General features: G+C 59.1%; 21 protein-coding genes, 1 tRNA gene and 2 pseudogenes. 13 read left to right on the forward strand and 11 right to left on the reverse strand.

Features of this window, described 5'->3' with window-relative positions:
• Positions 1 to 108: 108 nt before the first annotated feature.
• Complete coding sequence (locus tag EJ997_RS09000) at positions 109 to 2310, forward strand: (Fe-S)-binding protein (protein ID WP_228201454.1); 2202 nt, start codon at positions 109 to 111, stop codon at positions 2308 to 2310.
• A gap of 289 nt (positions 2311 to 2599) precedes the next feature.
• Here EJ997_RS09000 and EJ997_RS09005 read toward each other — a convergent pair whose 3' ends face one another.
• Positions 2600 to 2989 carry a hypothetical protein gene (locus EJ997_RS09005; protein ID WP_126704254.1) on the reverse strand — a complete coding sequence of 130 codons (390 nt, stop codon included), beginning with the start codon at positions 2987 to 2989 and terminating at the stop codon, positions 2600 to 2602.
• Positions 2990 to 3013: 24 nt separating this feature from the next.
• On the opposite strand from EJ997_RS09005, the gene EJ997_RS12925 reads away from it, so the two are divergent.
• Positions 3014 to 3205, forward strand: a complete 192-nt coding sequence (locus EJ997_RS12925) for a hypothetical protein (RefSeq protein ID WP_164719912.1) — start codon at positions 3014 to 3016, stop codon at positions 3203 to 3205.
• Here the strand turns inward: EJ997_RS12925 and EJ997_RS09010 are convergent.
• Positions 3202 to 3903, reverse strand: coding sequence for a hypothetical protein (locus EJ997_RS09010; protein ID WP_126704255.1), 702 nt, complete (start codon positions 3901 to 3903; stop codon positions 3202 to 3204). The genes EJ997_RS12925 and EJ997_RS09010 overlap by 4 nt on opposite strands.
• 434 nt (positions 3904 to 4337) lie before the next feature.
• Here EJ997_RS09010 and EJ997_RS09015 point away from each other — a divergent pair, with 434 nt between their 5' ends.
• From EJ997_RS09015 to EJ997_RS09025, 3 genes are all read left to right on the forward strand, one after another.
• A complete protein-coding gene (locus EJ997_RS09015; RefSeq protein WP_206501631.1) occupies positions 4338 to 5750 on the forward strand; it encodes an ABC transporter substrate-binding protein in 1413 nt (470 codons plus the stop codon).
• Positions 5751 to 5821: 71 nt separating this feature from the next.
• Entirely contained in the window at positions 5822 to 7174 is a 1353-nt protein-coding gene (locus EJ997_RS09020; protein WP_206501632.1) for a carbohydrate ABC transporter permease, read from the forward strand.
• On the forward strand, positions 7171 to 8142 hold the full coding sequence (locus EJ997_RS09025; protein ID WP_126704256.1) for a carbohydrate ABC transporter permease: 972 nt from the start codon (positions 7171 to 7173) through the stop codon (positions 8140 to 8142). Before EJ997_RS09020 ends, EJ997_RS09025 begins: the two co-directional genes overlap by 4 nt.
• 251 nt (positions 8143 to 8393) lie before the next feature.
• Here EJ997_RS09025 and dcd read toward each other — a convergent pair whose 3' ends face one another.
• Positions 8394 to 8972, reverse strand: coding sequence for a dCTP deaminase (gene dcd / locus EJ997_RS09030; protein WP_126704257.1), 579 nt, complete (start codon positions 8970 to 8972; stop codon positions 8394 to 8396).
• Between the two features lie 169 nt (positions 8973 to 9141).
• On the opposite strand from dcd, the gene EJ997_RS09035 reads away from it, so the two are divergent.
• The 4 genes and pseudogenes from EJ997_RS09035 to EJ997_RS13565 all read left to right on the forward strand — a co-directional run.
• Positions 9142 to 9215, forward strand: a tRNA-Gly gene (locus tag EJ997_RS09035).
• Between the two features lie 105 nt (positions 9216 to 9320).
• The gene (locus EJ997_RS09040; RefSeq protein ID WP_126704258.1) at positions 9321 to 10256 is read left to right on the forward strand and encodes an aldo/keto reductase; all 936 of its coding nucleotides are present in this window, start codon (positions 9321 to 9323) and stop codon (positions 10254 to 10256) included.
• A gap of 155 nt (positions 10257 to 10411) precedes the next feature.
• A complete protein-coding gene (locus EJ997_RS13560; protein WP_228201455.1) occupies positions 10412 to 10951 on the forward strand; it encodes an LD-carboxypeptidase in 540 nt (179 codons plus the stop codon).
• Between the two features lie 72 nt (positions 10952 to 11023).
• A pseudogene (locus EJ997_RS13565) lies at positions 11024 to 11407 on the forward strand (LD-carboxypeptidase); the annotation flags it as partial.
• Here the strand turns inward: EJ997_RS13565 and EJ997_RS14105 are convergent.
• Positions 11395 to 11445: pseudogene (locus tag EJ997_RS14105) on the reverse strand (hypothetical protein); the annotation flags it as partial. The pseudogenes EJ997_RS13565 and EJ997_RS14105 sit on opposite strands and share 13 nt — an antisense overlap.
• A gap of 152 nt (positions 11446 to 11597) precedes the next feature.
• Between EJ997_RS14105 and EJ997_RS09050 the strand changes: the two are divergent.
• The 3 genes from EJ997_RS09050 to EJ997_RS09060 all read left to right on the forward strand — a co-directional run bounded on the left by EJ997_RS09050 (position 11598) and on the right by EJ997_RS09060 (position 13413).
• On the forward strand, positions 11598 to 12020 hold the full coding sequence (locus tag EJ997_RS09050; protein ID WP_126704259.1) for a ribosomal protein L7/L12: 423 nt from the start codon (positions 11598 to 11600) through the stop codon (positions 12018 to 12020).
• 275 nt (positions 12021 to 12295) lie between these two features.
• Positions 12296 to 12991, forward strand: a complete 696-nt coding sequence (locus EJ997_RS09055; RefSeq protein WP_126704260.1) for a YqeB family protein — start codon at positions 12296 to 12298, stop codon at positions 12989 to 12991.
• Between the two features lie 14 nt (positions 12992 to 13005).
• Positions 13006 to 13413 carry a (deoxy)nucleoside triphosphate pyrophosphohydrolase gene (locus EJ997_RS09060; RefSeq protein ID WP_126704261.1) on the forward strand — a complete coding sequence of 136 codons (408 nt, stop codon included), beginning with the start codon at positions 13006 to 13008 and terminating at the stop codon, positions 13411 to 13413.
• Positions 13414 to 13548: 135 nt separating this feature from the next.
• On the opposite strand, the gene EJ997_RS09065 is transcribed toward EJ997_RS09060, so the two are convergent.
• Positions 13549 to 13734: a hypothetical protein gene (locus EJ997_RS09065; protein ID WP_164719914.1), complete on the reverse strand. Its 186-nt coding sequence runs from the start codon at positions 13732 to 13734 to the stop codon at positions 13549 to 13551.
• Between the two features lie 48 nt (positions 13735 to 13782).
• Between EJ997_RS09065 and EJ997_RS09070 the strand changes: the two genes are divergently transcribed.
• Complete coding sequence (locus tag EJ997_RS09070; RefSeq protein ID WP_126704263.1) at positions 13783 to 14418, forward strand: TetR/AcrR family transcriptional regulator; 636 nt, start codon at positions 13783 to 13785, stop codon at positions 14416 to 14418.
• 14 nt (positions 14419 to 14432) lie between these two features.
• Here the strand turns inward: EJ997_RS09070 and EJ997_RS12930 are convergent, their stop codons facing one another.
• Genes EJ997_RS12930 through EJ997_RS09100 form a run of 6 tightly spaced genes read right to left on the reverse strand, consistent with a single transcriptional unit; the run spans position 14433 to position 19544 of the window.
• The gene (locus EJ997_RS12930) at positions 14433 to 15083 is read right to left on the reverse strand and encodes a tetratricopeptide repeat protein (protein ID WP_164719915.1); all 651 of its coding nucleotides are present in this window, start codon (positions 15081 to 15083) and stop codon (positions 14433 to 14435) included.
• Positions 15080 to 16063: a vWA domain-containing protein gene (locus tag EJ997_RS09080; protein ID WP_164719917.1), complete on the reverse strand. Its 984-nt coding sequence runs from the start codon at positions 16061 to 16063 to the stop codon at positions 15080 to 15082. Before EJ997_RS09080 ends, EJ997_RS12930 begins: the two co-directional genes overlap by 4 nt.
• Before the next feature lie 5 nt (positions 16064 to 16068).
• On the reverse strand, positions 16069 to 17076 hold the full coding sequence (locus EJ997_RS09085; RefSeq protein ID WP_126704265.1) for a vWA domain-containing protein: 1008 nt from the start codon (positions 17074 to 17076) through the stop codon (positions 16069 to 16071).
• Complete coding sequence (locus EJ997_RS09090) at positions 17070 to 17663, reverse strand: hypothetical protein (protein ID WP_126704266.1); 594 nt, start codon at positions 17661 to 17663, stop codon at positions 17070 to 17072. Before EJ997_RS09090 ends, EJ997_RS09085 begins: the two co-directional genes overlap by 7 nt.
• Positions 17656 to 18552: a DUF58 domain-containing protein gene (locus EJ997_RS09095; RefSeq protein WP_126704267.1), complete on the reverse strand. Its 897-nt coding sequence runs from the start codon at positions 18550 to 18552 to the stop codon at positions 17656 to 17658. The genes EJ997_RS09090 and EJ997_RS09095 overlap by 8 nt, the downstream gene beginning before the upstream one ends.
• A complete protein-coding gene (locus EJ997_RS09100) occupies positions 18549 to 19544 on the reverse strand; it encodes an AAA family ATPase (RefSeq protein WP_126704268.1) in 996 nt (331 codons plus the stop codon). The genes EJ997_RS09095 and EJ997_RS09100 overlap by 4 nt, the downstream gene beginning before the upstream one ends.
• Positions 19545 to 19601 lie beyond the last annotated feature (57 nt).

Below are 19601 nucleotides of genomic sequence, written 5' to 3' on the forward strand. Positions count from 1 at the left end.
TTTAACGGACGGCACTATGGGTTCCCTACCCTTGTTCGCAAGTTGTTTAATTTACGGAACGGAACAGGCTATTTTGAGATAAGACAGTTTTCCTCCAGAAAGGCCGCTGTGTTACCCACCTGGTCACTCATCATCGCCGGTTTGATCACCCTCGCGTGCGCCGGGATCTTCCTGCGGGGATTGTGGCAGATCGTGACGGTAGCGCGGATGGGGACGGTTGCCCCCGGTCGTCTCACACCGGTCGGTCCGCGCCTGTGGATGACGATGAAGGAGATACTGTCACACAGCGCTTTTAAGAACCGCGCGTGGATTCGAGTCGCGCACTGGTGCGTCATGATCTCGTTTCCCGTGCTCTTCTTCACACTGGTCACAGCCTTTAACCAGCTCGCAGACCCTGCCTGGGCTTTCCCCATCATCGGGCACTGGGCACCGTGGGAATGGCTGATCGAAATATTCGCATGGGCAGGGCTTATCGGTGGGCTCTATCTCACCTGGGTACGTACCCGCACGGGCAGGGCTAAGAATTCCGGTGAAACACTTGAAAGCGGCGACGAGTTCCCGAGAACCTCCCGTTTCTATGGGTCGATCAACTGGCAGGCCCGCTACGTCGAGTTCACAATCGTCGGCGTCGTCGTTTGCGTTCTCCTGATCCGTGGGGCCGAATACGCCTACCTGGCCGGAGCCGAGTACGCGACCCTCGTACATTTCCCCACCACAGCCTGGATCGGTGGCCTGCTGACCGGTCTTTCGCAGGGCACCATCGGCTGGATCATCACAATCCTCGCCATCATCAAGCTTGTCCTCTCCCTGTCCTGGCTCGTCGTGATCGGCCTCGTTCCTTCCATGGGTGTTGCCTGGCACCGCTTCCTTGCCCTCATCAACGTTTACGCCAAGACAAACGTTGACGGCTCCAAGGCGCTCGGGCCCCTACCCGATCTTCTTGTCGACGGTAAGCCACTGAGGCTCGACATGATTGAGGAGATGGAAGGGGATGAGAGGCTCGGAATCGAAACGATCTCCGACATCTCCTGGAAGGGCCTGCTGGATACGGCAACCTGCACCGAGTGCGGACGTTGCCAGGATCTCTGCCCCGCCTGGAACTCGGCCAAGCCACTCTCCCCCAAGCTCCTTGTCACCGCACTGCGCGACCATGCCTTTGCCTCCGCACCCTTCGCAAAGGCCGCAGTCAGTATGGAAGAGGCACACAGCGGGGATGTTCTGGGCGCCCTCATGGAATCCGGTGCAATCGGATCGGATCCCGAGCGGGGCCCCAATGCGCCACTTATGCCGAACGTTGTCACCCCTGACGTTCTCTGGGCGTGCACGATGTGCGGGGCATGCGTTGATCAGTGCCCCGTCGACATCGAGCACCTTGATCTCGTTGTTGGACTGCGTCGGCACCAGACCCTCATGGAATCGACCTTTCCGGCAGAGCTCGGCAAGATGTTCACCGGCATGGAGAACAAAGGCAACCCGTGGGGCCTCAACCCCCGTAAGCGCCTCGACTGGGCCAAGAAGCTCGACTTCGATGTTCCCCAGGTCGGCGTCGATGTGGAAAGCGCCGACGAAGTCGACTACCTGTTCTGGGTCGGCTGCGCCGGAGCCTACGACGATCGAGCAAAGAAAACATCCGCGGCCGTTGCCGAGCTCCTCCACACCGCTGGAGTGTCATTCGCGGTCCTGGGCGACGGTGAATCCTGCACCGGCGATCCCGCCAGGCGTGCCGGTAATGAGGTCCTGTTCCAAATGTTGGCCGCCCAAAACATCGAGACCCTCAACGAGGTTGGCGCGAAGCGCATCGTGGTGTCCTGCGCCCACTGCTTCAACACGATCGCGAAGGAATACCCGGACCTGGGTGGCACCTACGAGGTCGTTCACCACACGCAGCTCCTCAACCGGCTCGTCCGCGAAGGCAAGCTCACCCCGGTGCCGCCCTCCGAAGAGGACCGCAAGAAGATCACCTACCACGACCCGTGCTTCCTGGGCCGCCACAACAAGGTCTACAACGCACCGCGTGAACTCTTGGGCGACAAAGACGTCGTGGAAATGGAACTGAATCACGAGCGCGCCATGTGCTGTGGCGCCGGTGGCGCCCATGCCTTCTTTGAAGATAAGAACGGCACCTCCGTCAGTGGTATGCGGACCAGGCAGGCCATGGCGACCGGTGCCGAAGTCATTGCGACAGCGTGTCCGTTCTGCACAACTATGTTGAATGACGGAGTCCGCGGCGAGGCCGCCGAAATCGAAGTGAAGGACGTCTCCGTCCTTCTGCTCGAAGGTGTCAAGCGAGGCCAGGCCCGAAGCGAATAGCCCCACCCCATTCGGCAGTCTGCGATAGCGTGGCCGAGCCACACGCTACCTATCAGCCCCGCTTGATTGCGCTAGACGCGGTTGTAGCCCCGCCAACCATTCACGTGATCGTTGCAACGAACGCGTTGCCAAGCTGTCGGCGAAGCTTTCCCGCACATCTGCACCAAGCCCGACAGTCCCTCCCGCGGCCCTCTTGATACAGCCGATCCAATCTGGGTATGGGAATGGCCCAAGAGTTACCTCCCGGGCCATTCCTATTTGCTGGCGCGACCTATTGGTGCGCGTAGTCTTACAGCGTTCCGGTCTCTTCTCGAATCTCGCACGTACCGGCAGCGTAGTCGGTGCGTCCGCCGCAGGTTTCGGCAAACTCTTCGTACTCGGAGCCAATTTCGGAATCCCACCACATGGTGTCGCAGGCCGCCAAGTCGCCACCCTCACACTCGTCGTAGAGAGCATCGAGGGCCGCATCGTCGCCGTAGTTCATGGCGCCTGAGCCGTTGGTGGAACCCGAGGAATCGCAGGAACCGTAGTTGTCTGTATCTGTTCCACCGCAGGTGATGGCGAACTCCTCGTACTCTGTTCCGTAGCCGGAGTTGAAGTAGAGTTCATCGCACGCAGCCATGTCGCCGCCCTCGCACGAATCATAGAGTGCGTCGAGCTCCGGATCGGAGCCGTACATTCCCGTATCCGTTTCAGGGGTACTTTGACCGGGGGTCTCCGGCTCCGTGGTTTCGGGCTCCGTGGTCTCGGGCTCCGTGGTTTCTTCTTGGCTGGTTGTCGTCTCCGTACCCGTCGTTTCGTCATCATCGCCACCACCGATGACTCCGGTAGCGAAGAGAATGCCGACAACAACCGCCGCAATCAGGATGACACCGAGGACAATCCAGGCAATTAGCGGGCCTTTGCCCTTGCTCGGGGCTGGCCATAGCCACCGCCCTGGGGCGGGTAGCCACCGTAGTTACCGCCGCCGTACTGTCCGCCACCGTAGGAGGCCTGTGCCGGTGGGTACGAGGAGGGCTGGGAGTCCGGGCCGTATCCCTGCTGCCCGTAGCCTTGCTGGCCATACTGCTGACCGTACTGCTGGTTGTAGCCCTGCTGCGGCTGGCCGTAACCCGCCTGATCCGCACTAAACGACTGCGTGGGCTGCTGGCCGAACTGCTCCTGATGGGAAGCCTGATAGGGCTGTGTGGTATGGCCGTAACCGGCCTGCTCGGCGCTGTATGCCTGGGGTGGTTGCTGGCCGTAGTTCTGTCCGTAGGCGGCTTCTTGACCGTACTGCTGGTCGTAGCCGTGCTGGGGCTGGCCGTAGCCTGCCTGATCCGCACTGAACGACTGCGTGGGCTGCTGGCCGAACTGGTCCTGATTCGGAGCCTGGTAGGACTGTGTATCTTGCGGGCCCCACTGGTTCTGTGGAGCCTCGTTAGCAGAGCCGGCCTGATAAGACTGCGTGTCCTGCGTGCCCCACGGCTCCTGCGGGGCCTCGTTAGCAGAGGCCGACTGGTCGTTCTGAGGCTGGAACTGCTGAGTATCGTCAGCAGTGTTCTCGGGCTGCTCGCCATCCTCTGGACGGCGCCCTCCGTTGAATTCTGACATTTTATTTTCCCCTGCGATATTCGCTTGTCGATAGATCGAGATCTGCTGAAGTCTATTCGTTGCCAGAATACATGGTAAAGACTGCTGTTCTTCCACGTGGACCGTATTGTCCGACTCGGAATGTGGGCACTACTTCCCACCGCCTACCAGCGCATGCTCTCCGGGTACCGACTATTCGGGTGCACCATCCGCAAAGGCCCGGCGCGCCGTCACCTGGAAATCAATTTCGAAATTATCTCGTTTTTCGAGTGAAGAAATCACGACAATTGAACATACATCTGATAAACATGGATCAAAAATGCGTCACTTTGCAACAATTAACGCCGTCCACATAAGAACATTGTTCATTTCGCTACTACTGGAGGCAAGAACGGCCTACTCTATCCCTGAAAGGTGTGTGCATCAGTTCACACCACGACTACACGGGAGGAACCATGCGACGGAGCATGAAGGCTACGGCCGCCCTTATTACATCAGCAGCTTTGCTGGCCGCTTGCGGCGGCGAAGAGGTGGAGGACACCGAGCCAACGGACGGTGGTGCGGACACGACCGACTCGACCGACGATGGCGAGACCACTGACGACACCGAAGATACGGAAGACACCGACGGTGAAGAAACCGACGATGGTGCCGACGGTGGGGATTACCCGGACCTGTCCGGCGTAACCATTGACGTCGCATCCGACTGGTCGGGTGCGGAGCAGGAGAACTTCGAGCAGGTCCTCGACTACTTCGAGGAAGAAACGGGTGCGCAGGTCACCTACACTTCGCTTGGGAACAACGTGTCCACCGCTCTTGGCACCCAGATCGAAGGTGGTGGCGCACCCGATATCGCGCTTGTCCCCCAGCCCGGTCTCGTTGACCAGCTGGTCGAGTCCGACGACATCGTCCCCATGACCGACGAAGTCGTTGCTGCGGTTGACGCAAACTATGCGGAGACCTGGAAGGATCTATCGACCTACGACGGCGAGCTTTACGGCGTGTGGTTTAAGGCCGCAAACAAGTCAACCGTTTGGTACAACGTTGGCGTTTACGAAAATGCTGGCGCCGACGTTCCCGAAACCTGGGAAGACTTCACTGCCACGCTGCAGCTCATTTCAGACTCCGGTGTTCCCGGCCTCGTCGTTGGTGCCGATGTTGGGTGGCCGCTGACCGACTGGTTCGAGAACGTTTACCTGCGTACCGCCGGTCCGGAAATGTACGACCAGCTTGCCGCACACGAGATCCCCTGGACCGATGACTCCGTCATCGAGGCCCTCGAGATTCTCGGTGAGCTGTGGGGCAACGATACGTTGCTTATGCCGGGAGGGGCACAGCGTTCCTTCCCCGACTCGGTCACTGCCGCTTTCACGGATCCTGCCGAGGCTGGCACCGTCTACGAAGGTGACTTTGTTGCAGGCAACATTGCCGAGCAGACCGATTCGGTTGTCGGCGAGGATGCCAACTTCTACCCCTTCCCCTCGATCAACGGCTCCGAGCCGGCAGTCATGGGTGCGGGTAACGTAGCAATCGCATTCAACGACGACGAAGCAACGATGGCTCTTATGACCTACCTTGCTTCGCCCGAGGCCGCAAACATCTGGATTGAGCTTGGTGGCTTCACCTCACCAAACCAGAATGCCGATACCTCCCTGTACCCGGATGATGTCTCGCTCGCTATCGCCGAGCAGCTGACATCGGCCGAGTCCTTCAGGTTCGACATGTCGGACCTCACTCCCTCCGCCTTCGGTGGTACCGAGGGTGAGGGCATGTGGGCTGTCCTCATCGAGTTCTACGAGAACCCGGACGATGTTGAGGGAACCGCGCAGGCCCTCGAGGATGCGGCAGTGGCCGCGTACGGCAACTAACCAACCAGTGGGCGGGGCGCATCGAAGTGCGCCCCGCCTTCACCGGCCTATCACCGGTCAAGTGAGGAACCATGTCCACTACCGCAGTGAAGAAGAACAAGAAGACAAAGGTCCGGGGTAAGCCCCCGATGTCGACGCAGAACCGCTGGCTTCTTGTCATCCTGCTCGGCCCCGCCCTGGCCTTCCTTGTTGCCTTCGTTGTTTATCCGATCATCTACTCGCTCTATCGCTCGACGTTTGACAGCCGCGGCGACGGATTCGTTGGTATCGGCAACTACGTCAAGGTCTTCACCGACCCACAAACCTTCACTGCGTTTAAGAACAACATCATCTGGGTGCTTGTCGCACCGCTCGTGTGCACAATACTCGGCCTGATCTTTGCCGTGCTCATGGAAAAGATCGCATGGGCAACGGCATTCAAGCTCATCATTTTCATGCCGATGGCGATTTCTATGCTTGCCGCGGGCATCATCTTCCGTACCGCCTTCCAGCAGAACCCCGACATTGGCATGGCAAACGCCATCACCGTCACCATTAAAGAGTTCTTCTCTTCGGGCTCCCACTATCCCGACGCACGGTTGAGGGCCAGCGAGGAGTTCTCGTCTTTCGAGCAGCAGGAAACGGGCGGTGAGATTCTCTCAACCTCCGAGTTCGGGCCCGGCGACGTCGCCCTTATCCCCCTCATCGGCATTGCCCCCGAGCACATCGGCGACGATCCCGTCCCCGCAGTTCCAAGCCAGGCGCAAGATAGAGCCGTGACTGGCACTGTCTGGCTTGACTTCATTCCCGGCGGTGGCGGAGAAACCGGCCACATAGATGCTGGCAAGCCAGGACTTGGTGGCATCACCATCCACGCTACGGATGGGTCCGGGAACGACTACGAGGCGGTGACGGCCGACGACGGCACATTCGCCTTCGAAGGGGTAACCGAACCCCTGACCCTTAGTGTTCCAGCATCAAACTTCACGTCCGGACCAACGGGAATCAACTGGCTGGGACCCGACCTCATTACCCCCGTCATGATTCTTGCCTACGTGTGGATATGGGCGGGCTTCGCCATGGTCATGATCGGCTCCGGCCTTTCTGCCATTGACCGCTCCCTGCAGGAAGCGGCACGAACCGACGGCGCTTCGGAATGGCAGGTGTTCCGGCACATCACGGTGCCGCAGCTGATGCCGGTCATCATGGTTGTCATCGTGACCCTCATGATCAACGTGCTCAAGATCTTCGACCTTGTCTACGTCATACCTCCTGGCTCATCGAAGCAGGAAGCAGAGGTGCTCGCCACCCGAATGTGGACCGTGTCGTTCGGTGGCGGTAACGACCAGGGCCTGGGCTCCGCCCTCGCCATCGTCCTCCTCATCCTGGTCATCCCGTTCATGCTTATTAACATCCGCAACTTCCGGAGAGGAGGCCAGCGATGAGTACCTCCAACATCGAGCACGTAGCACAGGAGCTTTCTGCCGAAGGCGAGGATCGGGACACAGAGAAGAGAGTCAAGCGGCGCCGGTCCGGCAAGGTTTATCGGGCCGGGGAACGCAAGAAGACCGTTGGCGGCAGGATCGTTGCCCTATTCAATAACTCGATCGTCAACATCATCCTTGTCATTGTTGCCGTCATGTGGCTTGTCCCGACGGTCGGCCTATTCGTTGCCTCGTTCCGTAGCTCGCAGGCTAACTCCGCCACCGGTTGGTGGACGGTCTTCCAAGACGTTCATCAGCTAACTGTTGAGAACTATTCATCGCTGCTCGGCAATGACGCGATGATGCAGTCTCTGCTCAACACGATCATCATTGTTGTCCCGTCCACGCTTCTTGTTGTCGCCTTCGGCGCCATGGCAGGCTATGCCCTGGCTTGGATCGACTTCCCGGGAAGGGACTGGGTTCTCATCGGGGTTGTGGCTCTCATGGCGGTGCCCCTCCAGGTTGCCTTTATCCCCCTTGCTCGCCTGTTCGGCAACATCGGCATCTTCGGAACCTATGCGGCAGTCATCATCTTCCACGTCTCCTTCGGGCTACCCTTCGCCGTGTTCCTGTTAAGGAACTACTTCACGAACATCAGCCCGGAACTTCTTGAAGCCGCGAGGATCGATGGTGCTTCGGAAATGAGAATCTTCCTCCGTGTTGCTCTACCGCTTGGAATGCCGGCGATTGCATCCCTGGCAATCTTCCAATTCCTGTGGTCCTGGAACGACATGCTGGTCGCCCTGATCTTCGCGGGCCCCGGGTCACAACCGATTACTGTGGCGATCCAATCCCAGCTACGCCAGTTCTCTTCGAACATGGACATCCTGTCGGCCGGCGCCTTTGTATCCATGGTGATCCCACTGCTCGTCTACTTCGCCTTCCAGAAGTACTTCGTCAACGCCCTCATGGCAGGCTCCTCGAAGTAACAGCAAACCCACCGGCGAAGTACCAACAACAGGCGGATCAGCGCAGAGAAAACTCTGAATTAAGCGATCCGGTGGATGAGCTCATCTGGCACGTAGCAGTCAGGCCCCCGATCTTCGGATCAGGGGCCTGACTGTTTTCCTGGCTTTACCTGACCGGGCATTTATTGCCGGGGCATACTTTGGCAGAGGTTATCTCCGGCGGCTTTCCGGCTCAGGCTCCCCCACCACAACTCCGATGGGGATCAGTCGATTCAGTCCTGGATGTTGGTGCGGTGGAAGTTCTTCCAGGAACGGGAGGCCGTGGGGCCGCGCTGACCCTGGTATCGGGAACCGGGTGCTCCGCTTCCGTAGGGGTTCTCGGCCGGCGAGGACAGCTGGAAGAAGCACAGCTGCCCCACCTTCATTCCCGGGTACAGCTTGATCGGCATCGTCGCCGTGTTCGACAGCTCCAGAGTGATATGGCCCGTGAACCCGGGATCAATGAAGCCCGCAGTGGAGTGCGTAAGCAGGCCGAGCCTGCCGAGCGATGACTTACCTTCCAGGCGCGCCGCAATGTCTTCCGGAAGGGTCACCTGCTCATAGGTGGAGCCGAGAACAAACTCGCCCGGATGAAGGACGAACGGTTCGTTCCCAGCATCGATAAGGCGCGTCAGGTCTTCCTGCTCCTCGGCCGGGTCAATGACCGGGTAGCGGTGGTTATCAAACATTCGGAAGAACTTATCGAGCCGAACATCCAGGGAGGAGGGCTGAACAAAGTCAGCCTCCCAGGGGTCGATCTTGATCCGACCCTGGTCGACCTGTGAACGGATATCTCTATCTGAAAGCAGCACATATTGAGTTTGCCAGAAATCTGCTCCTTAGGCCCTCTCGTTCACTTACTACCCGGGCCCCGCACCTGCCACAATCCGACTATCCCCGCGTTTCCACACTTCCAAGACTGCAACCTCACACCAAGGTCTTTGAAGGATGGCAACGGCAAGCGGTAATATGGATAAACACGCGGGTGTAGTTCAATGGTAGAACTTCTGCTTCCCAAGCAGACAGCGCGGGTTCGATTCCCGTCACCCGCTCCATTTCACTCACGCAGAGCTCGGACTCCCAGCCATGAGACAGTCGGGGCTCCGAATTCAACTTTTGATTCCGTGGCGCTTTGACCCTGTGGAGCATAGTGTGGCGGCATGAAGCACATAAGCTTTCCAAACTCAGATCTCAAAGCATCGAACATCGTCTCGGGGTTCATGAGGATTGCCGAGAAGTCGGACCAACAGATCCGTGATCTCGTTTCCGCAGCCCGGGACGCTGGGGTCAACTATTTTGATCACGCCGATATTTACGGGAACCGCATGCACGAATGCGAAGAGAGGTTTGGTGAGGCCCTAAACCTCAGCTCCTCCGAGCGGGAGGACATGATCATCCAAACGAAGACCGGGATCCTTCCTCACGACGATTACTACGATCTGTCGTACGAGCACATCACTTCCCAAGTTGAGGGCTCCTTGCGGGCCTTGCGCACTGACTACATTGATGTTCTCCTCCTCCATCGCCCCGACGCTCTGGTTGAACCAGATGAAGTTGCTCGCGCTTTTGACGAGCTTCATTCCGTTGGAAAGGTACGGAACTTCGGGGTCTCCAACCACACCCCGGGCCAAATCGACCTTCTCCGTGCTTCGCTGTCCCAGCCACTGGTCGTGAATCAGATGCAGCTGTCGATCACCCACTCCCCGACGCTGGCGCAAGGCATCGCCGCCAATATGCTGAGTGACAGCCAATCGGCTGTTCGGGACGGCGGCGGTCTTGTTGAATACTGCAGACAGGCGGGAATTACCATCCAGGCCTGGTCGCCCTTCCAGGGCGGAACAAAGCCGGGAACATTGTTCAACCGGGATTCCTATCCTGAGCTCAATAATGAAATTGATTCCCTCGCATCCACGTACGACGTCCCTAAGGAAGCGATTGCGACAGCCTGGATCACACGCCACCCGGCGGATATGCAGGTGGTTCTTGGAACAACAACACCCGCCCGGGTCCGTGCCGCAACAGCCGGGTCGGATCTGCCTCTCACGCGCGCCGAATGGTACCGACTGGCACAAGCAGGCGGATGGTCAATCCCTTGAAAACGGCGGATGCAACTCAACGGGCACGACGCGACGATCCAGCTCTAACGGTGAAGGCACATTACCCATAGAAACCCCATAAATAAGTGTGGGTTCCCAAGAACCCATTGGGCCTTGAGAGCCTTCTCAGCTCATCACTTCGCTAGTGTGAATCCATGGCTTCCACCCTCGTTTCTCCGCCCAAGGCTAGTGAGGGCGACCGCATCGCCGTTCTCTCTCCGTCATTCGCAGCTCCCGGGGTCTCTCCCCGGGTTCACGAGCAGGGGATTGAGCGACTTGAGGCCCTGACCGGCCTGGCCCCGGTCGAGTTCGCAACGACGCGACGGGTTAACGCACATGCGATCGATCGCGCCAACGACATCACACAAGCCTTTGCGGATCCAACCATCACCGCGATTATCACGACCATCGGCGGTGACGATCAGGTGACTGTAATCCCGCACATCGATGCCGATATTGTCCGGCAGAATCCCAAGCCTTTTCTCGGCTACTCCGACAACACTCATCTGCATAACTTCCTTACTACCCTTGGCATCAAGAGCTTCTACGGCGGTTCAACTCAGATTCACCTTGGCCCCGGGCCACAGGTGGAGGAAGAACATGGGGCATCTCTTCTCGCAGCAGTAATAGATGGTGGCCTGCTTGAGATCACGAATCCGGCGGAGTCGGAGGACCACGGAACACTGTGGGCGTAGCCGAACGCTCTGACGGAATTTGGGCCGAGAGAGCCCTCGGAACCCTGGATTTGGGACGGTCCAGCAAAATCGATAACGGGACGCACCTGGGGAGGCTGCGTCGAGATTATTCACGAGATCCTTGCCTCAGGCCGCTTCTCACTCCCCCTTTCGGATCTTGACGGAGCCGTTCTTCTCCTCGAGCTTTCCGAGGAAGTCACTCCTCCCATCATTGTCAAAAGGATGATGAGAGCTCTTGGCGAGCGGGGAATCCTTGAACGGGTCGGTGCTGTCCTGTTCGCACGCCCTCCTGTCAGCGACCACGCTTCTCGGCCCGATAGCAAGACCAGGCAAGCCATGCGTAACGACAGGTACGGCACGGCAATCCGAACCATTCGTACCTACAGTCACGATGCGGTGATCTGTTGCGGCGTTCCCTTCGGGCACACTAGGCCGCAGTGGATCCTCCCGTACTGCGGAAACGTCACGGTCGACGGGGCGACGCAAAAGATCATTGCAGATTACAGCTGATCGTGAGGACAACTTCGTCTTTAGCTTTTACCCCGAACCGCTCTATCTCTTAGGAAGGTCTCCTAAGTGGCGAACGCCGGGCCTAGCGTTACGTACATCTGTAATACTGATTGCGAACTTAACCGAAGGATTCACCATGGGTTTCTTTACTTTCCTTGCCGCAGCTCTCAGCGGCTACCTCGGAATCGCCCTTCTCGATACTGATCATTCAACCCTGGCAATCCTCGCTATCGTTGCCGCTGTCCTCAGCGCCATCGCCTTCATCCTTAGTTTCAGGCGCGGTGACAAGAGGGCAAACACTCTCGGCGAATCGTCCTTCACCTCCCCAACGACCAGCACGTACCAGCCATCAACATCCGCGGCGCCTTCTCAGAACATTTACCAGGCCGCACCCACCGCCAAAACAACCCTGCTAACCGGTGAGCAGCGGGAACGAGTCCAGTTCCTCGTCCACGACAAGCAGAAGATCATGGCGGTCAAAGAAATTAGGGGATGGACGGGACTCGGGCTCAAGGATGCCAAGGACCTGGCTGACGCTATCGAACGCGGCCAGGCCTAATTCCCAGCGTTGCGTTTGGCCACCCGCCCTCAGCTAGCCCTGCCGTTCGATGAGATCGACCGGTCCTGCCAGTTATTCGCGTGGTCCTGTCGAATCGGTCATCTACGACCTTCCACATTCTCAGAATTAGCGTTCTGAGGGCACTCGCTTAAGCCCATCTTTAAGCCATCCAATGGGTGCCGACTTTGGATGATTTCTCCGGGGAGTTTTCCCCGGGGATCACTCCCCCTCCCTGGTGGTGCCAATCGTTGCAATGACAGGGCAAAGTAGTTGTCATGAACGCAACAACAGTTTCTCTGAGCACGAGGCGCCGCCTTGCACTGGGCCTGAGCCTCCTTGTCATCGGTGTCCTCCTCGGCGCTCTCTTTGGGCTGCTTGCGGAGTTCATTCTGTCGCTGTTCGACTTCCAGGGCTTCCTGGGAGTCGGAGCGCATGTTGGCGAGGTCCGTGGCCTCGCACTGACCGCAGCTCTTGGCACACTCATTGCCATTGTTGGCACCGGCACTCTGATCGCAGAGTCCATGAGAGCCGAGATCTCGGATGATGATGTCCTGCTGACGTGGAAGGGCGCAAGCGTCCGGGTTCGTAAGGAACTCGTTTCCTCCATTTACCTTGGTGAAGACATCGTCCTGTACAGCAAGAGCGGAACCGAGCTTGCTCGGGCCCGCGCAGTTAATCCGCAGGCCCTGCGCTCTTCCCTGATCCATCACGGCTACCCCACCCCGTCGCACACCGAGCAGGGCGAAGGCGAGTTTACTGACGACATTGAGATTCTCGATGATGACGCGAAGCGGATTGCCGCAGCACGCACGAAGGCTCTGAAGGCCGGTAACACGGACATTGCGGAGATTCTGCGCAGGCAGCTCGCTTCCATGGGTGTTATGTCCCGCGATCTTAAGGCTGGCCGAATGGGGTTGAGGACGGAGTTCCGGAAGCTCGAACCCTTTCGTTCCGCCGCAGTGACGGCCTAGGGTATCGTGGCTGCGTGTCACTCGTTGTCGCCGCAGCCATTGTCGATTCAGTCGAGAAGCCCACGAGACTTCTCGCTGCCCAGCGCTCGTACCCGAAGGATCTAGCGGGGATGTGGGAGCTTCCCGGCGGCAAGGTAGAAGAGGGCGAAGATCCCATCCAGGCATGCGTCCGCGAGATCATTGAAGAACTCGGGGTCACTCCAACTCTTTACGACCTGGTTGAAGGGCCGGAAGGGGACTGGCCGATCGGCAAGCACACCATGCGAGTATGGCTCGCAACAGTCAATTCCGAACCCGTACAGGGCTCCGATCATTCAGAGCTTCGCTGGTGCGAAGCAGAAGACGTGACGAAGCTTGATTGGCTCCCGGGCGATGTTGCCCTCGCAAAGAAGCTTGCCGACTGGATGGTGTCAACCCGCTAGCAACCGGCCACACATGGCTTGAATCCAGGCCGGTATAGATTCTTGAATAAGGCCGTTTACAGATGTGAATGTGGGGCCGGATCGCGCGGTTCCGGCCCCACATCTTCTGCTCACAAGCCGATTGCTTGCAGGTCACTATCCCTTGAGGGTCGAGTTGCCGAGAAGCTCCTCAACTTCCTCGTCGCACAGTTCGCAGCGGTTGAAGAGGTCGTAGAACTCCTTCGTCTCCGCAACAATGTCATTGTCGAAGTATTCGGGGTACAGCACGTCACCCATCCAGTTGATGCCAACAATCCGGTTCGGGCCCGGTGGGCGGCTCACCCAGTTTCTACGGCTCACCTGGCACTTCGTATCACGTATGCTTCGGCTATGCCCAAGATCTCCGGGCGGTCGCTCATAGAGCACCGTGACAACACTCGGCGAGCCCTTTTCGACTCGCTGAGCACTCTCATGTCCGAACGGGGATTTGAGAACGTGTCAATCTCGGACCTTGCGGAACACTCCGGGATTAGGCGCACCACGATCTATAACCATTTCACCGACAAGGAAGACATCCTGATCGCCTATGTCGAGTCAGAAATGTCGAAATACCTGTCAAACACGAAGGCGATGCTGGCCCGGGCTGACAATTCGATCGACAAGCTTCGCTTCTATGTTCGAAGCCAGCTACTGGCAGAACGCAGCTATCTTATGGCGCCCGGTCCCCCGTTGAAGGATGTCATCAGCCCTGACACCGGGATGAAGTTGGCGGAGCACATTAAACAGATTTCGGATCTGTTGCGTTCGATCCTTACGCGCGCAATCGATAATGGGACGATTCCCGATCAGAACATCCGCGTATCTATTCAGCTCATTAACGGCACTCTAACCGGCAGGCGGGTTCCCCGTAGCGAACCGGAACGGACCGAGTTCTTCCACTCCACGGAGCGGTTTGTGATTCAGGCCCTCGGGGCGAAGTTTCCCGAAAACCCAACGGATATCGGACCAATCCCACCCTGCAAGTAACCCACCGGGTCGGCTCACCAGTTCTGGGGGCCCGATCCTCCGCCGGTGCCCCATTCCTGTTCTTCCTGGCGCCGCTCGTCAGCTTCGCGGTTGCGTTGTTCCATTTCGCTTTGCTTGGGGTCTGTGGGGTCGCCCGATCCGCTGCCGTTCGGGTTGTCACCTTCGTCGCCTTCATCCCCTTCATCACCCTCGTCGCCTTCGCCACCTTCATCGCCCTCGTCGCCTTCTTCACCGCTACTGGTGGCGTTCGGGTTGGGGTTCGGGCAAGTTTGAATGACTTCTTCCGCGTCTTCATCCCGGTCCGCCGCAGCGTAGCCAAGGTAAAGGTTGGCACGAACGAGGCATTCGTAGGATTCGGGGTCCTTGACCCCGCCCTCGAAGACCTCTGCCTTCGGGACCGTCTCGAGGGCTTCTTCCAGCTTGGCGATTCCTCGGTTGATCTCGTCCTGGGCGAGAAGGGCTGTTCCTTGACCGAAGTCGGGCCGCCACTTATCGAGCGGAGATACTCGTTCGGCTGTCTGGTAATAGTCTTCGGCGGCCTCGTAGTCGCCCCGCTCGTAGGCTTTCGCACCGAACCACATGGATCCGAAGATCAGGCCGGACCAGACGGCGAGGGCAACAATGAACGTGCCGATAACAGCGGTTATGAGGTGGTAGGTCTTCATCGGGTCCCCCTCAATAGCGAGACAGCCTTGGGAGTGAGGTACCAGAGTTCCCAGCCGACAAGCGCAATGAGAACGAGACCGACGGGCCATAGAACCGGGTTGAGCGCACCGCGCTCTTCCCGGCCGTCTCCGGCAATCATTTCAAACGGGATGTCGTCGACAAGCTCCCCGGCTCCTCCGGGCGTCGTGCGGTGCACGTATTCAATATCGAGCTGGCTTGCTACCTCTTGGAGGGCTTCCTCGTTGAGTTTGGAGATTCCCGGTTCACCGGTGCTTTGGTCCGTGATGTAGTTGCCGGGCTCTTCCTCCCCGGCAAAGGTGCGGAGCATTGGCGCACCTTCCGTTGTGCCGTAGCCGAAGACATAGCCATCGTCGACGTATTCGGCGAGCGACTCGTATTCGACCGGTTCGTCGGCACTGGAGTCCCGATTGTTTGTTGACTCACCGTCGGTGAAGAGCAGCATGACACGAACGTTCTGCGGATCGTTCTCGAAGGAGCGGGCAAGTGCCTTCTCAACTTCTTCCACGGGACGGTTAATTGAGGAGCCCTGGGAGTACATGGTTGATTCGCGCCTCGTAGTATCAAGCCAGGACAGCGCGGCTCGCTCATCGGTTGTCAGCGGAAGCTGCTGGGTGGCAGTCGAAGAGAAGGCAATGATCGAGTACTGGGCTCCCGGGTTCTGCTCGATGATCTCTCTCATGTCGGCTTTGACGCCTTCGAGGCGCTGCTCTTCACCGTTCCAGTCTTCTGCCCCCATGGAGCCGGTCAGGTCCACCACAAAGTAATATTCGGCGTTCGAGATCCGCTCTTCCGTGATGATTGTGGCGGCGGGCGTAAGCCCAATGATTCCCACGCAGGCGACCATGAGGCCGCGGCGCAGCCAGGTGGAGGTTTTGCGGGTCTTGCGCCACGCATCGAAGCAGAGCACCCCGAGTGCCAGCACGAGAAGAATGGTGACCCAGGCGGGCCAGGCGTTCATGAAGCTCATATTCGGTACCGCCATCCCACGACGACGAGGATGCCGATCCCGACGGCTGCAATGATCGGCCACGCACCGGGGGTGTCGACCAGGATGGTGACGGGATCGGATTCGAGGTCTTCAGCCTGCTGGCTTTCGATCTCATCGAGGAGCTGGCTCGCAGCCTCCTCATCGCCGGCCACGAAGTAGTACCCTCCGGCCCCTTCTATTTCGTCTCTCATTTCTTGGGATTCGTAGTTGACCGAGCCGTAGTAGGTTTCGATGTACATTCCGTGGATGACGATGCTTTGCTCCGCCGCCATCTCCACCGCTTCAGACAGGGAGTAGATCTGCACTTCGGGGGTGGACACTTCGTTGTCGGTTGCGAGGATAATCGTCCTCGCCCTCTCCTCTTCCGGCATGTCGAACTGCATGACGCAGTTCGCCAACCCGTCACCGACCAGGGAGGCACCTCCCGTTGATTCGAGGAACGTGCCGGCAGTGAAGTCGTAGAACTCTTGAGGATTTGTGGGGTAGTCGCTATACCCGTCGGTTTCGAGCGCCTCGGCCCCCTCGTTGAGCCTTTCCTTCACCAGGTCATAGTCATCGGTCAGGGGGAACACGACCTGGGAGTTCGAGTTCCAGATAACGAGGGCAACCCGCTCCCCCTGGAATTCGTCAACCATGCTCGCGAACGCCTTCATGACTTCCGAGTCGAAGCCAATAACGGAGCCGGATACATCGAGGCAGAGAACAATGTCGCGGGAGGCCAGCTCCTCAGCCCGGGTTTCCACGGTGTGCGGCCGGGCAACCATGACGGCGCTTGAGACGGCCACAGCAGCCAGCAAAACAAAGGACCCGAAGGTGGCGATCCGCAGTTGCCGGATCCGTGCCCGGTAGCGCGGCAGAACCCGCCCCGGCAGAGTGTGGGCAACAAGAACTGCCTCACCGGAGTGACGTTCCCGTTTAAACCATCTGTAGGCGACGATGGCAATGAGGATGAGTGGGATAGCGAGAGCCCAAGGGTTCACCATGCTCCGACCACCGCCTTCGCACGCTCCGTCACGTGATCAATTGTGGTCGTGTCCGCGGTGCCGGGGCCACCGGCAGCTCCCGATTGATCGACAGCACCACCGTTTGCCGCAACTTCGGCCCCGCTGGTACTGCCACTCTCACCGGCAGTTTCGCTACCCTCCGCACTGCCGCCGGTGACGCCGTTACCTGCGGTGCTTGGCACCGCGGGTGAAGCACCGAACGACGGCTCTTCCAACACGGAGAGGAGTTCACCAAATTCCGTAAAGCCGCTCATGGCTGTCGCTTCCCGCACGGACATCCAGGACATGTCGGAGCCGGTTTTCTCTGTCCCGAAGTCACGCAGGAGCTTCGCAAGGGCAAGGGCATAGACCCGGCTGTCCCCAACGTTCCGATGTTCTTCTCGCAGGTCGTCAATCTTTTTCTGCCAGGTGCGGACCCGGACAGGGGCTCGCTTCTTGGCACCAATCGACGTAATCCGCCATCCCAGCCACATGGCAAGGACAACGAGGAGGGCGAGGGCGGCAACGATGTAGAACGGGGATGCCTCAAACGGGGCAACGAGGTCTTCGACCATGTCGTCAGTCACGGACACCCCTCCTCAGCATGTTGACGAGGGCGGGCACGACCTCGTCGGAGGAGTTCACAACGGTCTGTTTGATGCCGTGTCCGCGTAGCATCCTGTCGGCTTCGTTGATCATGGTTTGTCGGTGGTGACGGAGCATGTCGGCCAGTTCGGGATCTTCGCGGGCATAGGCAGGAATGACGATGCCTCCGTCGACATCGACCATCCGGTCCACGCCTTTCACTGTCATCGGCATGTCTGCGACGCGGACGACGAGGAGTTCGTGGCGGGCACGCACCTTCCGCAGCGTGTCGAGGTCGGCGGAGGTGGGCCAGGCTTCGTCGGTAACGAGTACGATGAGGGTGCGGAGTCGGGTGAGGGTGAGGACGCGTTCAAGCAGTCCGCTCACATCGGCGGGTGCCGCGGCTTCTTCGTAGGCGGCAGCTGCCCTGTTGAGGAGGAATTCGAGGTGATCGCGGCCGTGGCGGGCTGGGATTGCCTGGCTGAGTTCGGAGTCGCCCCACACGAGGCCGAGACGGTCGCCCCGAGACGATCCGAGGTAGGCAAGAACGTCCGCCGCCCATATCCCGATGTCGCACTTGCGTTCCCCGGACGGCGCTGTTGCCAGCATCTCCACTCCCATGTCCAACACGAGCTGGGTGAAGACGTCCGATTCGCGTTCGAAACGGCGGATAATGGGGTGGCCGGCGCGGGCGGATGATTTCCAGTCAATAGATGACACATCATCGCCGGGCCGATATTCGACCTGGTCTTCGAAGTCGATGCCGTGGCCGGTGAACATGGAGGAGTGTTGGCCTTCCGAGTGCCCAACGGCCCGGCGGATCGTGGGCAGGGCAAGCCTGGCCCGCACGAGTGCCATTCGGGACGACGGGTTACCTCGGCGTGCGGTCATGGCGTGGGCACCGCCGCAAACACGTCATCAATAATCGTTTCGGGCGGGATATCTGCCGCGAGCGCATCGTAGGTTCGGATAATCCGGTGACGGAGGACTGCGTGCCGGAGGGACTTGATGTCGTCGGGAACAACGTAGTTCCGGCCGTTGAGCAACGCGAGTGCCTGACCGACTCGCATGAGTGCCAGGGAGCCACGGGGTGAGGCACCAACCCGGACCTTGTGTCGCAGGTCGGGGATGGGGCGGGGGCCACCGCCTCGGGTCGTGTTGATAAGAGCAACGACGTAGGCCTTGATTGACTCGTCAACGTAGACCCGTCCGGCAGTCTCCTGAAGGAAGAGCACATCCTCGGTGGTGACCGGCTGGGCCGTTGATTTTCCGAAGGCCCGTTCGGCTGTTTTGGTGAGGATCTCGATCTCTTCACCGGGAGTCGGGTACGTGAGGATCTCTTTGAGGAGGAACCTGTCCATCTGCGCTTCAGGAAGAACGTAGGTGCCTTCCTCGTCGACGGGGTTCTGGGTGGCGAGCACCATGAACGGGTCCGGCAACTTATAGATGGTGCCGCCAATCGAAGTCTGGCGTTCCTGCATGGCTTCCAGCATCGCCGACTGGGTTTTGGCGGATGAGCGGTTGATCTCATCGAGGAGCACCATGTTGGCGTGCACGGGACCGAGCTGGGTCGAGAACTTCCCGGTCTCGTACGTGTAAATCTGGGTGCCTACTATGTCGTTCGGCATGAGGTCCGGCGTGCACTGGATACGGGAGAAAGATCCGGAAATTGCTTCCGAAAGAGTCACTGCCGCAGTGGTCTTTGCCAGTCCTGGCACGGATTCCAGGAGGACATGACCCCGTGCCATGAGGGAGACGATCAGAGCCTGATACAGGTCTCGCTGGCCCACGACCGTGGCGGAGAATATGCCCTGGACCCGCCCCAGTGCGTCGCGTGCCCTCGCCATGTCTTCAGTCGGTATCTTGCCATTTGCAACCTGCATGCTGCTCCTATCGCGAGGTCCTCTACACCATCATTTCATCACGCCTCCCAGTGTTAG

The sequence above is a fragment of the Flaviflexus ciconiae genome (assembly GCF_003971195.1).
In the GTDB taxonomy this organism is placed as follows: domain Bacteria; phylum Actinomycetota; class Actinomycetes; order Actinomycetales; family Actinomycetaceae; genus Flaviflexus; species Flaviflexus ciconiae.